Here is a 14,364-nt window from a genome sequence, read left to right on the forward strand (position 1 = left end):
GGTGCCTACCTAGAACCTCAGTTCCCCGGCGCAGACCGGAGCTCAGGTGAAACGGCAGCGTCCAGGCCCCGGCCTCCGCCGGGAAACGGTCGAAGCACCATCCCCTCGACCATCCCGAGACCAAACCAGACACAAAGAAGCGGGAGCGCACACCGTGCACCCCCGCACAAAACCTCAGCACTCAAGCGAAATCAGGCAGGCTGCCCGTTTCCGCCCGTCGAGCCGAAGATCTGGCCCGTAGAATAGCTCAACAACGGATCGGCCGCCGCCACATACAGCCCAGCGATCTCTGCCGGCTGCCCCGGCCGCGCCAGCGGCGCCGTGCTGCCGAAGCTCTGCAGCTTCTCCATCGTCGCCCCGCCGCTGACCTGCAGCGGGGTCCAGAACGGGCCCGGTGCCACCGCGTTCACGCGGATGCCCTTCGGCGCCAGCTGCTTGGCCATCGACTTGGTGAAGTTCAGCACCGCGGCCCGCGTCAGCGCATAATCGACCAGATCCGCCGACGGATCACCCGCCTGCTCCGACGACGTGTTTACGATCACGCCGCCCGCGCCCATCCGCGCGACCGCCGCCTTGGTCAACCAGAACGGCGCATACACGTTGGTTTTCATCGTCGCGTCGAAATCGGCGCTGCTGATGTCGCCGATCGCCGGCTTCGTCTGCTGCCGCGCCGCATTGTTCACCAGGATGTCGAGCCCGCCCAGCTCCTGCGCCGCACGCGCCACCAGCTTCTGGCAGAACGCCTCGTCGCGCAGATCGCCCGGGATCGCGACCGCCTTGCGCCCGGCCGCCCGGATCAGCGCCACCACTTCGCGTGCATCCGGCTCCTCGGCGGGCAGATAGTTGATCGCGACATCCGCGCCCTCGCGCGCATAGGCGATTGCCGCCGCCCGCCCAATGCCGCTGTCGCCACCGGTGATCAGCGCGCGCTTGCCGGCCAGCCGACCCGAACCCTTGTAGCTCTGCTCGCCGTGGTCCGGCCGCGGGTTCATCTTGGACGCGAGGCCCGGCCACGGCTGCGACTGCGCCTGGAACGGCGGCTTGGGATAGGCGGCGGCGGCCGGTGTCGTCGCGGCCTCGACCGGCTTCGGCGTCTGGGCCTGCGCCAGCACGGGTGCGACCGCAGCGGCGGCAGCCACCACGCCGGCACCGGTCACGAAATTACGGCGGCTTGCGTCTGTATCGGTCATACTGAATTCCTGTCGACATTTGGTCGTTTACTGTAGAACACCCGCCACGGACTTGCGTTCCGCTGCACCGCCGCATCAAAATCTATCGAAGATCAAAGCTAACGCCCTTGATTTACCCACATCAAGAACCATGCCCCCACGTGGACGCCCCCGCCCGCCTCTGCTACCCGCCCGCCAGACATCATCAGCCAGGACCGCCGCACATGATCCCCCGCTATTCGCGCCCCGACATGGTCGCCATCTGGACCCCGGAACAGCGTTTCCGCATCTGGTTCGAAATCGAGGCGCACGCCACCGATGCACTCGCCGAACTCGGCGTCGTGCCGCGCGAGGCCGCCGCTGCGATCTGGGCCAAGGGCGCGTTCGAGGTCGACCGCATCGACGAGATCGAGCGCGAGACCAAGCACGACGTCATCGCCTTCCTCACCAACGTCGCCGAACATGTCGGGCCGGAGGCGCGCTTCATGCATCAGGGCATGACCTCGTCCGACGTGCTCGACACCTGCCTGTCGGTCCAGCTCGCGCGCGCCAGCGACATCCTGCTCGCCGACCTCGATGCGCTGCTCGCCGCGCTCAAGACGCGCGCGTTCGAACACAAGCTCACTCCCACGATCGGGCGCAGCCACGGCATCCACGCCGAACCGGTCACCTTCGGCCTGAAACTGGCGCTCGCTTATGCCGAGTTCGCCCGCTGCCGCGCGCGGCTCGTCGCGGCCCGGGCCGAGATCGCGACCTGCGCAATCTCCGGCGCGGTCGGCACCTTCGCCAACATCGATCCGTTCGTCGAATCCTACGTCGCGGAAAAGCTCGGCCTCACCGTCGAACCAATCTCGACACAGGTCATCCCGCGCGATCGCCACGCCATGTATTTCGCGACGCTTGGCGTCATCGCCTCCTCGATCGAACGGCTCGCGACCGAGATCCGCCATCTCCAGCGCACCGAGGTTCTGGAGGCGGAGGAGTATTTCTCCCCCGGCCAGAAGGGTTCGTCGGCCATGCCGCACAAGCGCAACCCGGTGTTGACCGAGAACCTGACGGGCCTCGCCCGCATGGTCCGCGGCTACGTCACCCCCGCGCTCGAGAACGTCGCGCTCTGGCACGAACGCGACATCAGCCACTCGTCGGTCGAGCGCTATATCGGCCCCGACGCCACCATCACGCTCGACTTCGCGCTCGCCCGCCTCACCGGCGTTATCGACAAGCTCGTCGTCTACCCCGCCCGCATGCAGAAGAACCTCGATCGCATGGGCGGCCTCGTCCACTCGCAACGCGTCCTGCTCGCGCTCACCCAGGCCGGCGTCAGCCGCGAGGACGCCTACACTCTGGTCCAGCGCAACGCGATGAAGGTCTGGGAATCGGACGGCGAACTGTCGCTCAAGGAGCTGCTCCTCGCCGACCCGCAGGTCACCGCCGCGCTCACGCCCGAGGAGATCGAAAGCCGCTTCGACCTCGCCTACCACCTCCGCCACGTCGACACGATCTTCACGCGCGTGTTCGGCGAAGCCTGACCTCGCCGCACGCGGCCTGGAAAAGCCCTCTCCCACTTCCGGGAGAGGGTTGGGAGAGGTCACCTCTTCTCGTCCGCAATGCCGCGCTCCTCGAGCAGACCAGCTCATGCAGCCACAACAACCTAACAAGTGCAAGAAACACAACCGCACACCCACGCATTAAAATTGCGCGGGCCGACAATAATCCCATATGTCTACCCAGACGCTAGAGAGCGTCGGCTGCGACATCCCGCCGCGGCCAAGGAGCATGACATGACCTACCTCGAAACCGCCACGACCGCCGTCCTCGCGATCGCCGCACAGGCCCTCGCCGTCGCAGTCGTCGTCTCGCTCTAAAGCGCAGACGCACTCACCGGGGCAACCCACCCAAGAGCGCCGCTTCCGCGGCGCTTTTTTGTATGTGAAGTCGGTCCGAGTTGAAGACACTAATTCGGTCGTCGCAATCCAACTTATGCGGACCTGAGCCGAGAGCATCGGAACCGCAGCGACCAATAGCAGGACCAGAGAGCAAGGTTCTCAAGTGGAGACATCCACCAAGAAGCGTCATCATGGCGAAAGCCGGAATCTCGCGCCGGTCGCAGGCGAAGAAAACTTCGGCACCCCACGCCCCAACACCCCACCCCGTTTGGTTCGAGCCTGTCAAGAACTCAGCGCTGAGTTCTCGACAGGCTCGAACCAAACGGGGCAGCACGAGATCGGAGCACCGAAGTAGTTTCGAAGACAAGCCGGGATGCAGGCCGGGCTACTAGTTCAGCCCAACCCGACCTTCAGCCCCAACTCACTCCCCGAAGATATGCTTGATCTTCCCGAAGAACCCGTCGCTCGCGGGAGACTCCGCCCCCGTCTCGGTCGCACGGAACTGCTCCAGCAATTCCTTCTGCTTCGACGTCAGCTTAGTCGGCGTCTCGACCTCGATCTCGACGACCATGTCGCCGAACCCGCGGCCGTTCAGCACCGGCATCCCCGCCGCGCGCTGCTTGATCTGCTTGCCCGACTGGATGCCCGCCGGAATGCGAATCTCGTGCGCGACCTTGTCGAGCCCCGGCACCGTGATCGTCCCGCCCAACGCCGCGGTCGTGAAAGAGATCGGGCACCGCGCGAACAGCGTATTGCCCTCGCGCTGGAACAACGCATGCCGCGCCAGATGGATGAAGATGTACAGGTCGCCCGGCGGCGACCCGCGCGATCCGGCCTCGCCCTCGCCGGTCAGGCGGATGCGCGTACCCTCGTCCACCCCCGGCGGGATCTTGACGGAGATCGTCTTCTGCTTGTCGACCCGGCCCTCGCCGCGGCAATGCTCGCACGGCGCTTCGATCACCTGGCCCGCGCCGTGGCAGGTTGGGCACACCCGCTCCACCACGAAGAAGCCCTGCTGTGCGCGCACCTTGCCGTGGCCGGCGCAGGTCGGGCAACCGCGCGCCTTCGTGCCGGGCTTCGCGCCCGTCCCGTCGCAGGGTTCGCACAACGTCGCGACCTCGATCGTGACCGACGCGTCCTTGCCGTGATACGCGTCCTCGAACGCGATCTCCATGTCGTAGCGCAGGTCGGCGCCGCGGCTGTGCTGGCGCTGCCCGCCGCGCCCCTGGCCACCGCCCATAAATTCGCCGAAGATATTCTCGAAGATGTCGGAGAAGCCACCGCCGCCGAAATCCTGCCCACCGGCACCCGGCCCGCCATTCTGGAACGCCGCCTTGCCGAACCGGTCGTACGCCGCGCGCTTCTGCGGGTCCTTCAGGCAGTCATAGGCCTCGGAAATCGCCTTGAACTTCGCCTCGCTCTTGGCGCAACCCGGGTTCTTGTCCGGGTGGCAGATCATCGCCAGTCGCCGGTAAGACGTCTTGATCGTCTTGTTGTCGGCGGTCCGGTCGACCTCCAGCAGCTCGTAATATTCGGTATCGGGCATGGCGTTTACTCGGCAGCAGGCAAGCGGGTTAGAATGACCCGACGTCCGTCACCCCGGCGAACACCGGGATCTCGTTGTGACCAGGGGCGCCCCCGCCCCATGATGGGACGAGGGCACCACGGCCGGTCGGCGCTTACGCCTTCTTGTCGTCCACCTCGGAGAATTCGGCGTCGACGACATCGTCGTCCTTCGCCGCCGTCTCCGCGCCGCCTTCGCCACCGGGCGATGCGGCCGCGGCCTGGTCCTTCTCGTAGATCGCCTGACCCATCTTCATGGCGACCTGCGCCAGAGCCTGCGCCTCGGTCGACATCGCGTCGGCATCGCCGCCTTCGACCGCAGTCTTGGCCTTGGCTACTGCCGCCTCGATCTCGGACTTCAGCCCGGCGTCGATCTTGTCGCCATGCTCGCGCAGCTGCTGCTCCGTCGAATGGATCAGCCCCTCGGCGTTGTTCTTCGCCTCGGCCGCCGCACGACGCTTCTTGTCGTCCTCGGCGAACTGCTCGGCATCCTTCACCATCTGGTCGATGTCGCCATCGCTCAGACCGCCCGAAGCCTGGATCTTGATCTGCTGCTCCTTGCCGGTGCCGCGATCCTTGGCGCTCACGTTCACGATGCCGTTGGCGTCGATGTCGAACGTGACCTCGATCTGCGGCACGCCGCGCGGTGCTGGCGGGATGCCGACCAGGTCGAACTGGCCGAGCATCTTGTTGTCCGCCGCCATCTCGCGCTCACCCTGGAAGACCCGGATGGTGACCGCGTTCTGGTTGTCGTCCGCCGTCGAATAGGTCTGCGACTTCTTCGTCGGGATCGTCGTGTTGCGGTCGATCATGCGCGTGAACACGCCACCCAGCGTCTCGATGCCCAGCGACAGCGGCGTCACGTCGAGCAGCAGCACGTCCTTGACGTCACCCTGCAGCACGCCGGCCTGGATCGCGGCACCCATCGCCACGACTTCGTCCGGGTTCACGCCGACATGCGGCTCCTTCCCGCCGAAGAACGCCTTCACGGCCTCGCGCACCTTCGGCATGCGCGTCATGCCGCCGACCATCACGACCTCGTCGATGTCGTCCGGCTTCAGGCCCGCATCGGCCAGCGCCTTGCGGAGCGGCTCGATCGTGCGCTTCACCAGCCCGTCGACGAGCCGCTCCAGGTCGGAGCGCGTGATCGTCTTGACCAGATGCTTCGGGCCCGTCGCATCGGCGGTGATGAACGGCAGGTTGACCTCGGTCGTCGCGGTGGACGACAGTTCGATCTTCGCCTTCTCGGCCGCTTCCTTCAGGCGCTGCAGGGCCAGCCGATCCTTGGTCAGGTCGATGCCTTCGGCCTTCTTGAATTCCTCCGCCAGATATTCGACGACCTTGCTGTCGAAATCCTCACCGCCCAGGAACGTGTCGCCGTTGGTGGCCTTCACCTCGAACACGCCGTCGCCGATTTCCAGCACGGAGATGTCGAACGTGCCGCCGCCCAGATCGTAGACCGCGATCGTCTTGCCGTCGTTCTTCTCGAGGCCGTACGCCAGCGCCGCCGCCGTCGGCTCGTTGATGATGCGCAGCACTTCCAGGCCCGCGATGCGGCCTGCATCCTTGGTCGCCTGGCGCTGCGCGTCGTTGAAGTACGCCGGCACGGTGATCACCGCCTGCGTCACCGTCTCGCCCAGATAGGACTCGGCGGTCTCCTTCATCTTCTGCAGCGTGAACGCGCTGATCTGCGACGGGCTATACTCTTCCGTGCCGGCCTTGACCCATGCATCGCCGTTGGTGCCCTTGACGATGTGGTACGGGACCAGCTCGGTGTCCTTCTTGGTCACCGGGTCGTCGAACCGGCGGCCGATCAGGCGCTTCACGGCGAAAATCGTGTTGTCGGGGTTGGTGACCGCCTGGCGCTTGGCCGGCTGGCCGATCAGCCGCTCGCCGTCCTTGGCGAATGCGACGATCGACGGCGTGGTGCGCGCGCCTTCCGAATTCTCGATGACCTTCGGCTTGCCGCCTTCCATCACGGCGACGCAGCTGTTGGTGGTACCCAGATCGATCCCGATGACTTTTGCCATAATGCTCTCTTCTGCCCCTCGAAAATGAACCGGCCGGGTCGCGCCCGTTCCCGGTCGGCGACCCTGCTCGAAACTCCGGTCGAAACCGCGGTGCAAACCGCGGACCAAACCAGTGTGATCCGGGATATAGGGGGGTGGCGCTGCCCTTCAAGCATGGGACGATTTGTCGGCGGACCCCTTTTCCGGCTTGCGCGTTGCCCGGCGCCGACCACAGATGTCGCCATCGGCACGCGGCGAACCCCCGTCGCCGCCACCCGGAAAGAACCGCCATGCGCCGCCATCCGATCCTCTTCGCCGCGCTGCTGCCCGTCCTGCTGTCGGCGTGCCAGGCGCGCTCGGTGACGGTGGACGACGCCTATGTCCGCCTCCCCGCGGTCCCCGGCCGTCCCGCCGCGGCCTACTTCAGGGTGTCCGGCGGCGGCCTGCCGGACCGGCTGGTCGGTATCACCGCCACGGGTGCCGCCCGCGCCGAACTGCACGCGTCCGGCATGCACGCCGGCATGGCCACCATGACCCCGCTGGAAGACGTCGACATACCGGCCGATGGGGTCGTGGCCTTCTCCCCGGCCGGGAACCACGTCATGCTGTTCGGCCTGTCGCAGAACGTCACGCCCGGTACCCCCGTCCCGCTCACGCTGCGCTTCCGGTCCGGCACCACCCTCACCACCGAAGCCCGGACCATCGCCGCCGGCGACGACGCGCCCTACTGATCCCCTTCTGAAGCCCATCTCCTTCAGGAGTTTCAATTCCTGGCGGGTCGGGATTGCCCCTGGCAATCCCTGAAACAGGCCGGGGGCCTGTTTCACCCGCGAGGAATTGGAACTGGGTTGGGGTGGGGGCAACCTCTCCCCAAACGCAAAGGCAGCGTTTACACCGATGAAATGCGCCGCCCCCTCACCCCGAACGAAACGGACCTCGTCCGCACCATCTTCGGCGCCACGATCGACACCGCCCCGGTCACCATCAACCGCGCCAAGTGGTTTCCCTTCCAGCCGCGCAACGTCGCCATGTCGCCCGACGGCCATATCTGGCTCCACCCGCAGGGCGACCTCTACGCGGACGACTACACGCTCGCTCCACTCGGCTTGCGCGGGCTGTTCGTCCACGAAATGACCCATGTCTGGCAGCATCAGCGCGGCATCTGGCTGCCGCTCGCCCGCCACCCCTTCTGCCGCTACCATTACCGCCTCACCCCCGGCTGGCCGCTCGCGCGCTACGGACTGGAGCAACAGGCCGAAATCGTCCGCCACGCCTGGCTGCTGCGTCAGGGCCGCACCGTCCCGGGCGCCCCGCCGCTCGCGCAATATGACAGCCTGCTTCCGTTTCACGGCTGATCTTCGGCTTACTTGCAAATGATTATCGTTACCCGAGATAATGCGATCCATTATCAGTATCTGTGAGAATGAATCGCATTGAATAGTTTGACTTCACAAGCAACTTTTCGCGGCGTAGAGGATTTCATCAGCAAGACGATCCCAGTCACGGAGAAACATCATGGTCATCACCACCGCCGGAGCCGCCGCCTGCGCCAAGTGCAAGTTCTTCGACAACGCCGAAGCGTCCGCCGACCTCGGCCTCTGCCGCTACAACCCGCCGATCAGCCAGCCGAGCGGCGAAGCCGCCGGCATCTGGCCCAAGGTCGAGGCCTCCGACTGGTGCGGCCACTTCGAACCTGTCGCCGCCTAACCGGCCGACCGTGCGAACAGAAAAGGGCGCGGGCTAAGGTCCGCGCCCTTTTTCGTATGCGTGGAACATCGCGCCTTCCGCTTACGCCAAACCGCCCTCGCCCAGCCCAACACCGCCCGTCCCCTTCGAAACGCCTTGTGTTCCCCGGCGCAGGCCGGGGCCTAGGTGAAGCGATTGCGTCTAGGCCCCGGCCTGCGCTGGGGAACGCGCAAAACTTGGTGCAGGCTGAACCGCTACCGGAACTCAAGCCGAAGCCGTTCGCGCCGCACCACCTCCGTTTGGTTCGAGCCTGTCGAGAACCCCGCACCACGCACTCCACGGCGTGATACGAGACGAAGTCCCGTGCCGTCGGGTCAACCGCGCTGCTTTCCAGCCTGCCGCCTTAAACCCACCCGTCCATCCCGAGCGCAATCGAGGGACCCGTCGAGCAGCCGAGACGGCCCACGTCCACCCGAAGGTGACCGCGAGAAACGGCCCCGAGTTCTGCCGGGCATCGCCAACGGCAAAGCCGCACGCCACCTCCCGCCGATCCAGCCGCCCCACGCCATCCGCACCTACCCCCAAGCCCCACGAAGTTCGGAATGACAATCATTCGCATCTTGACACACGATGTCAGTAAGCTAGGAATGACAATCATTTGCAACTGACCCGTCCGGAGCGCCATGTACGCCTATCTCGACCGTCCTGTCGCCGCGCTGCCGACCGCCGACCGTGTCCTGCTCGACGCGATGCGCAACTGGGCGCTCGCCGCCACGCTCGGCCGCGACCGTGCCGCCAATGCCGCCGCCCGCCTGCCCGAATCGGCCCGTGTCGGCGCCACCGACGCGCTCCACGCCGCGATGACGCTGCTCGACAGCGCCGACGCCGCCCCGATCGCGTTCCCGCGCCCCTGCCACGCCCGCGTGGAGGAAGACGAAGCCGTCCTGCTCGGCATCGCCGCGCTGGTCCCGGAAAACCCCGCCGCCGCCACCGCCGCGCTTGCGCTCCTCGTCCCCCGCGCCACCGCGACCCTCGCGATCCGCCACCTCGCCACTTTCCACCGCCGCCTGACGCCAGCGTTGCAGGGCTGAGTCCGAACGAGGTCGTGGAACCTCCCCAAGCCCAACCGATGGGTGCAGTTCCGGAAGCATCGCACGTCCCGTCACCGCTCGCCGCATCGATCGAATTGCGCACTTACTACGCCAATCGCGTCCCCGCGGACGCGGGGACAGCTACGGTGGCTGAGTAAGCTAAAAATTGAAGCCCGTCGCCAGTGACCAAGCTGGATCCCGGGATCCGCCAGGATACGAAAGCCGGGACGTCAAACTGACGCCCCGGCCCGCAGCCTCAAAAAATTACCCGGCAGCCCCATCCGGCGCCCGAGCAACCCCCACCATCGCCGGCCGCAGCAACCGGTCGCGCAGCATGTAGCCCGCCTGCATCTCCTGGATCACCGTGCCCGGCGCCTTGTCCGACGGCATCTCGATCATCGCCTGATGCTTGTTCGGGTCCAGCTTCTCGCCCATCGACTCGATCTTCACCACGCCGTGGCGCTTCAGCACCGACTCCAGCTCGCGACCGGTCGCCTCGATGCCGACCAGCAAGCCCTTCAGCCGCTCGTCGCCGCGCATCTCGTCGGGGATCACCGACAGCGCACGGCTCATATTGTCCGCAACCGACAGCATGTCGCGCGCAAAGCTCGTCGCGGCATAGGCGGTCGCATCCGCCTTGTCCTTTTCCAGCCGGCGGCGGACATTCTGCGTATCGGCCTGTGCGTACAGCACCTCGTTCTTCAACCGCGCCACTTCCTCTTCCAGCGCGGCATACCGGTCATGCTCCGCCAGTTCCGGCGCATCGCCCGCCGTCTCGGCGCGCAGGTCCTCGGTGTTCGTGTCGTCGTTCGTCATATCGATCATGCCATCAATCTCGTCAGTGCTTGAGCCGTGAAATCCACCATGGGGACCACCCGCGCATAGTTCAACCGAGTTGGCCCGATCACCCCCACTACGCCGACCACTTGGCCGTCGCCTCCGCGATAGGGCGCGGCGATCACCGACGAGCCAGACAGCGAGAACAGCTTGTTCTCCGATCCGATGAAGATCTTCATCCCCTGCGCGCCGCGCGCCATGTCGAGCAGCCGGGCGATCTCCTCCTTGCCCTCGATCTCGTCGAGCAGCTGCCGCACCCGCTCCAGATCCGCCGACGCGGTGGCATCGATCAGGTTCGCCGCACCCCGCACGATCAGCACTGGCCGCGCCGCGCCGTCCTCGGACCACACCGCCAGCCCGCGCGCCACCAGGTCCGCCGAGGCCAGGTCCAGCGCCGCGCGCCCGCGCCCGATCTCCTCGTCCATCCGCCCGCGAGCCTCGGACAGATTGAGCCCGGCCAGCCGCGTCGACATGTAGTTCCCCGCCTCAACCAGGGCGGACGGCGGCATGCCGGGCGGCAGGTCGACGACCCGGTTCTCGACTGTCCCGTCCGTGCCCACCAGCACCGCGATCGCCTGCATCGCGTTCAGCGGCACGAACGAAAATTGCCGCAACACCGGCTCCCGCCGCGGCACCAGCACGATCCCCGCACAGGCCGACAGCCCGGACAACGCCATCGACGTCGCGACCAGCGCTTCCTCGATCGTGCCGCCGCCACGTGCGCGTCCTTCGATCGCGGCCTGCTCCTCTGCCGAAGGCAGTGCCGCCTGCATCATCCCGTCGACGAACAGCCGAAGCCCGCTCTCGGTCGGCATCCGCCCCGCGCTGGTGTGCGGTGCCGCCAGCAGCCCCGCCTCCTCCAGATCCTGCATCACGTTGCGGATCGACGCCGGCGACAGGTTCAGCGAAGCTAGCTTCGAAATCGTCCGCGACCCGACCGGCGCTCCGGTGCCAAGGTACGACTCCACCACCACTCGGAAAACCTCGCGCGCCCGCGCCGACAATTCGGTGATGGGTGTCCCGTTCATGGTCCCCATGTAATCACAAACCGCGGCGGCACCAAACCCTCGGACGGCCGACGCACTACGGCCAGCGCCCACGTCCCTCGGCAGACGCGTGATCCGACACGGTATTCCGACGGAGCGAAATCCTGTCCGCCGAACCTCCGCGCCCGGACACGGGTCACCAGTCCGCAAACCGACCACCTGCAAAAGCCGCACGTAAGAGACATGGTAAACAAACCGCGGGAACAGGCGCAACGCTGACAGATGCTGTCCCGCGGGGCCGCCAAACCAGAACACGCCCGGGAGAGTGCTACCTCTATGTCGATCTATCCCGCGGTTAGTATCTGCATCCCGACCTACCGGCGGCCCGCGACCCTGATCAGGGCCGTCGCCAGTGCGCTGGACCAGGATTACCCGAACATCACCGTGGTCGTCAGTGATGACGAGCCGGCCCCCAACCCGTCCACCCGTCTGCTCGAAGCGCATTTCGGCGGCGACCGGCGGCTGCGCATCATGCGCAGCGCTGGCGAGGCGGGCTTCGTCGCGAACACCAACCGCGCGCTGCGCGGCGCACCGGGCGAGTGGCTGAAACTGCTCCACGACGACGACGTGCTGGAACGCGATTGCGTGACGACGCTGATGGCCGGCGCCCGTGCCTGTCCGGAGGCCCGGCTGCTGCGCTGCGGCGTCGACCGCTATATCGGCAACAATCTCGTGACGCCGTTCCGCCCCGGCAACCGTCCGTTGTTCGCCTCCATCCCGCAATCGCAGGCCGCCGCCGCCGCCTACATGTTGCAGGATGTTGGCGAGGCGATCCCCACCGCCCAATGCGTCCATCGCAGCGCGATCGAGGCCGGCATCCTGTTCGAAATGGTCGACGGGATGCCGACGATGGCCGAATCCTGCTGGAACGCCCGCCTTTACGATTTCGCGCCCGTCCTGATCGTGAACCGCGCGCTGGCGCAGTGGCGGCAGGGCGAACAGGAAACGATGTCGTCCGCCATTGTGCTCGACGATCTGGACCGCGAATTCATCGCCTATCGCGCCTATGCGTATCATTATGTCCGCGACAAGGCGTCCGTGCCGCCGCTCGGCGTGGCGGAGGATTTCATCCGGCTGCTGCGCGCGCTCGCGCGGCTGAAGCGCGGTCATCTCGCGGCGTTCGCACGGCATCTTCTCGCCACGCGCCACCCCGGTGCGGTTCCGATGGTCCTGCGCCATCTGCTCGGCGTACCATCGCGGAAATATCGGTGCACCGCCCTGCCCGTATCGGCAGAACCCATTGAGGTTGAGGTGACGCGGCTCGGACCGCTTCAGACAGCATACTCCGCGAACGACCGGGAACCGCGCCACGGCCCGCTCGACGGCATCCGGCTCGATCCGGAAACCGTCGCGCCGCTCCTCTTCGGTTAGACGGGCGCACGCTATCCCCGCGCCCGCGCCCCCATCCACAACGCCACACAGCCCATCGCCATCATCACCGCCCCGCGCACCGCCCACGGCCGCGCGTCCAGCATGAAGCTCGACGCCGGCCACCGCACCACGCCCAGCCCCTGCAGGATCCAAAGCGCCCCGATCAGCACCGCCGCCACCCCCACGATCCGCCACGCCGTCTTCATCGCATCATCTCCGTAACCCACGCGGCCGCCGGGGCTGGCGGCAATCCCGTCGCGCCGCTACATCGCGCGGATCACAGCGACAGGACAAGACGATATGCGCCCCTCCGGCCGAGCCCCTGACCAGATGCGGGCGATCACCATCGAAACCGGCTATTCCGCCCATGCCGAGGGGTCCTGCCTGATCGGCTTCGGCGACACGCGCGTGCTCGTCACCGCCTCGCTCGAAGAACGGCTCCCGCCCTGGCTGCGCGGCAAGGGCAAGGGCTGGGTCACCGCCGAATATGGCATGCTCCCCCGCGCCACCCACACCCGCGGCAACCGCGAGGCCGCCAAGGGCAAGCAGTCCGGCCGTACGCAGGAAATCCAGCGCCTCATCGGCCGCTCGCTCCGCACCGTCGTCGACATGGACGTGCTCGGCGAACGCCAGTTCACGCTCGACTGCGACGTGTTGCAGGCCGACGGCGGCACCCGCACAGCGGCGATCTCCGGCGCCTGGGTGGCACTCCGCCTCGCGGTCGACAAGCTCCTCGCCGACGGAAAGCTCACCGCCGATCCGATCAAGTCGCAGGTCGCCGCCGTCTCGGCCGGCATCCACGAAGGCACGCCGGTTCTCGACCTCGACTATATCGAGGACTCGAACGCGCATGCCGACGCCAACTTCGTCCTGATCGGCGACGGCAAGATCGCCGAGGTCCAGGCGACCGCGGAAGGCGCCACCTTCGACGAGGAGGAACTGCTCCGTCTGCTCCGCCTCGCCCGCATCGGCTGCACAGACATCTTCGCCGCCCAGCGCAAGGCCACCGGCCGATGATCGCGCTTTCGGACGACGCGGCCCCGCCCGTCCCGCACCGCAAGCTCGGCCCCGGCCGGCTCGTCATCGCCAGCCACAATCAGGGCAAGGTGCGCGAGATCGGCGACCTGCTGCGCCCCTACGGCATCGAAACCGTCTCCGCGGCCGAACTCGACCTGCCCGAACCGGAGGAAACCGGCACCACCTTCGCCGCCAATGCCGAACTGAAGGCCCGCGCCGCCGCCGACCTGTCCGGCCTCCCGGCGCTCGCCGACGACAGCGGCCTGTGCGTTGAGGCGCTCGGCGGCGATCCCGGCATATTCTCCGCACGCTGGGCCGGCCCGTCGAAGGACTTCGCCGTCGCGATGGAAAAGGTCCACGACGCGATCCTCGCCACCGGCCCCGACGCCGGCCGCGACGCCCACTTCGTCTGCGCGCTGTCGCTCTGCTGGCCCGACGGCCACATCGAAACCTTCGAAGGCCGCGCCGACGGCACCCTCGTCTGGCCCCCGCGCGGCGAACACGGCTTCGGCTACGACGCCATGTTTCTCCCCCTAGGCGCCACCGAAACCTACGGCGAGATCGACCCGGACGCCAAACACGCCATCAGCCACCGCGCCGCCGCTTTCAACCTCCTCACCGCAGCGGTGTTTTGAACGACGACGTCCTCCTTCCCCCCTCCCTTTCAAGGGAGGGGCCGGGGGTGGGTG

General features: G+C 66.9%; 14 protein-coding genes. 8 read left to right on the top strand and 6 right to left on the bottom strand.

The window, feature by feature from the left end; all coding sequences use genetic code 11:
- Positions 1-191: 191 nt before the first annotated feature.
- Complete coding sequence (locus tag IEX50_RS15730; RefSeq protein WP_157177733.1) at positions 192-1,190, bottom strand: SDR family oxidoreductase; 999 nt, start codon at positions 1,188-1,190, stop codon at positions 192-194.
- 203 nt (positions 1,191-1,393) lie between these two features.
- On the opposite strand from IEX50_RS15730, the gene purB reads away from it, so the two are divergent.
- Positions 1,394-2,698: an adenylosuccinate lyase gene (gene purB / locus IEX50_RS15735; RefSeq protein ID WP_157177732.1), complete on the top strand. Its 1,305-nt coding sequence runs from the start codon at positions 1,394-1,396 to the stop codon at positions 2,696-2,698.
- A 778-nt stretch (positions 2,699-3,476) separates the two neighbouring features.
- Here purB and dnaJ read toward each other — a convergent pair.
- Together dnaJ and dnaK are read right to left on the bottom strand one after the other, a co-directional pair.
- The gene (gene dnaJ / locus IEX50_RS15740) at positions 3,477-4,601 is read right to left on the bottom strand and encodes a molecular chaperone DnaJ (protein ID WP_157177731.1); all 1,125 of its coding nucleotides are present in this window, start codon (positions 4,599-4,601) and stop codon (positions 3,477-3,479) included.
- 133 nt (positions 4,602-4,734) lie between these two features.
- A complete protein-coding gene (dnaK, locus tag IEX50_RS15745) occupies positions 4,735-6,648 on the bottom strand; it encodes a molecular chaperone DnaK (RefSeq protein WP_157177730.1) in 1,914 nt (637 codons plus the stop codon).
- 269 nt (positions 6,649-6,917) lie between these two features.
- Between dnaK and IEX50_RS15750 the strand changes: the two genes are divergently transcribed.
- From IEX50_RS15750 to IEX50_RS15765, 4 genes are all read left to right on the top strand, one after another.
- Positions 6,918-7,358, top strand: a complete 441-nt coding sequence (locus IEX50_RS15750) for a copper chaperone PCu(A)C (RefSeq protein WP_157177729.1) — start codon at positions 6,918-6,920, stop codon at positions 7,356-7,358.
- Between the two features lie 171 nt (positions 7,359-7,529).
- Positions 7,530-7,982, top strand: coding sequence for a vgr related protein (locus IEX50_RS15755; protein WP_157177728.1), 453 nt, complete (start codon positions 7,530-7,532; stop codon positions 7,980-7,982).
- A 160-nt stretch (positions 7,983-8,142) separates the two neighbouring features.
- Positions 8,143-8,334 carry a hypothetical protein gene (locus IEX50_RS15760; protein WP_184075332.1) on the top strand — a complete coding sequence of 64 codons (192 nt, stop codon included), beginning with the start codon at positions 8,143-8,145 and terminating at the stop codon, positions 8,332-8,334.
- A 662-nt stretch (positions 8,335-8,996) separates the two neighbouring features.
- Positions 8,997-9,404 carry a hypothetical protein gene (locus tag IEX50_RS15765; protein ID WP_157177727.1) on the top strand — a complete coding sequence of 136 codons (408 nt, stop codon included), beginning with the start codon at positions 8,997-8,999 and terminating at the stop codon, positions 9,402-9,404.
- Between the two features lie 264 nt (positions 9,405-9,668).
- On the opposite strand, the gene grpE is transcribed toward IEX50_RS15765, so the two are convergent.
- Both grpE and hrcA read right to left on the bottom strand, forming a co-directional pair.
- Positions 9,669-10,220, bottom strand: a complete 552-nt coding sequence (gene grpE, locus IEX50_RS15770; RefSeq protein WP_157177795.1) for a nucleotide exchange factor GrpE — start codon at positions 10,218-10,220, stop codon at positions 9,669-9,671.
- Positions 10,221-10,225: 5 nt separating this feature from the next.
- Entirely contained in the window at positions 10,226-11,269 is a 1,044-nt protein-coding gene (gene hrcA, locus IEX50_RS15775; RefSeq protein WP_157177726.1) for a heat-inducible transcriptional repressor HrcA, read from the bottom strand.
- Positions 11,270-11,563: 294 nt separating this feature from the next.
- On the opposite strand from hrcA, the gene IEX50_RS15780 reads away from it, so the two are divergent.
- Entirely contained in the window at positions 11,564-12,658 is a 1,095-nt protein-coding gene (locus tag IEX50_RS15780; protein WP_157177725.1) for a glycosyltransferase family 2 protein, read from the top strand.
- 11 nt (positions 12,659-12,669) lie between these two features.
- On the opposite strand, the gene IEX50_RS15785 is transcribed toward IEX50_RS15780, so the two are convergent.
- Positions 12,670-12,864 carry a hypothetical protein gene (locus IEX50_RS15785; protein ID WP_157177724.1) on the bottom strand — a complete coding sequence of 65 codons (195 nt, stop codon included), beginning with the start codon at positions 12,862-12,864 and terminating at the stop codon, positions 12,670-12,672.
- A 94-nt stretch (positions 12,865-12,958) separates the two neighbouring features.
- Between IEX50_RS15785 and rph the strand changes: the two genes are divergently transcribed.
- Both rph and rdgB read left to right on the top strand, forming a co-directional pair.
- Complete coding sequence (gene rph, locus IEX50_RS15790; protein ID WP_157177723.1) at positions 12,959-13,675, top strand: ribonuclease PH; 717 nt, start codon at positions 12,959-12,961, stop codon at positions 13,673-13,675.
- Positions 13,672-14,310: an RdgB/HAM1 family non-canonical purine NTP pyrophosphatase gene (gene rdgB, locus IEX50_RS15795; RefSeq protein WP_157177722.1), complete on the top strand. Its 639-nt coding sequence runs from the start codon at positions 13,672-13,674 to the stop codon at positions 14,308-14,310. The genes rph and rdgB overlap by 4 nt, the downstream gene beginning before the upstream one ends.
- Positions 14,311-14,364 lie beyond the last annotated feature (54 nt).

This window comes from Sphingomonas prati, assembly GCF_014643515.1.
In the GTDB taxonomy this organism is placed as follows: Bacteria; Pseudomonadota; Alphaproteobacteria; order Sphingomonadales; family Sphingomonadaceae; genus Sphingomonas_R; species Sphingomonas_R prati.

Bases quoted from the DNA above. Each gene is read 5' to 3' on its own strand.
- IEX50_RS15730 (WP_157177733.1), bottom strand. From the start codon at position 1,190: ATGACCGATACAGACGCAAGCCGCCGTAATTTCGTGACCGGTGCCGGC.
- purB (WP_157177732.1), top strand. From the start codon at position 1,394: ATGATCCCCCGCTATTCGCGCCCCGACATGGTCGCCATCTGGACCCCG.
- dnaJ (WP_157177731.1), bottom strand. From the start codon at position 4,601: ATGCCCGATACCGAATATTACGAGCTGCTGGAGGTCGACCGGACCGCC.
- dnaK (WP_157177730.1), bottom strand. From the start codon at position 6,648: ATGGCAAAAGTCATCGGGATCGATCTGGGTACCACCAACAGCTGCGTC.
- IEX50_RS15750 (WP_157177729.1), top strand. From the start codon at position 6,918: ATGCGCCGCCATCCGATCCTCTTCGCCGCGCTGCTGCCCGTCCTGCTG.
- IEX50_RS15755 (WP_157177728.1), top strand. From the start codon at position 7,530: ATGCGCCGCCCCCTCACCCCGAACGAAACGGACCTCGTCCGCACCATC.
- IEX50_RS15760 (WP_184075332.1), top strand. From the start codon at position 8,143: ATGGTCATCACCACCGCCGGAGCCGCCGCCTGCGCCAAGTGCAAGTTC.
- IEX50_RS15765 (WP_157177727.1), top strand. From the start codon at position 8,997: ATGTACGCCTATCTCGACCGTCCTGTCGCCGCGCTGCCGACCGCCGAC.
- grpE (WP_157177795.1), bottom strand. From the start codon at position 10,220: ATGACGAACGACGACACGAACACCGAGGACCTGCGCGCCGAGACGGCG.
- hrcA (WP_157177726.1), bottom strand. From the start codon at position 11,269: ATGAACGGGACACCCATCACCGAATTGTCGGCGCGGGCGCGCGAGGTT.
- IEX50_RS15780 (WP_157177725.1), top strand. From the start codon at position 11,564: ATGTCGATCTATCCCGCGGTTAGTATCTGCATCCCGACCTACCGGCGG.
- IEX50_RS15785 (WP_157177724.1), bottom strand. From the start codon at position 12,864: ATGAAGACGGCGTGGCGGATCGTGGGGGTGGCGGCGGTGCTGATCGGG.
- rph (WP_157177723.1), top strand. From the start codon at position 12,959: ATGCGCCCCTCCGGCCGAGCCCCTGACCAGATGCGGGCGATCACCATC.
- rdgB (WP_157177722.1), top strand. From the start codon at position 13,672: ATGATCGCGCTTTCGGACGACGCGGCCCCGCCCGTCCCGCACCGCAAG.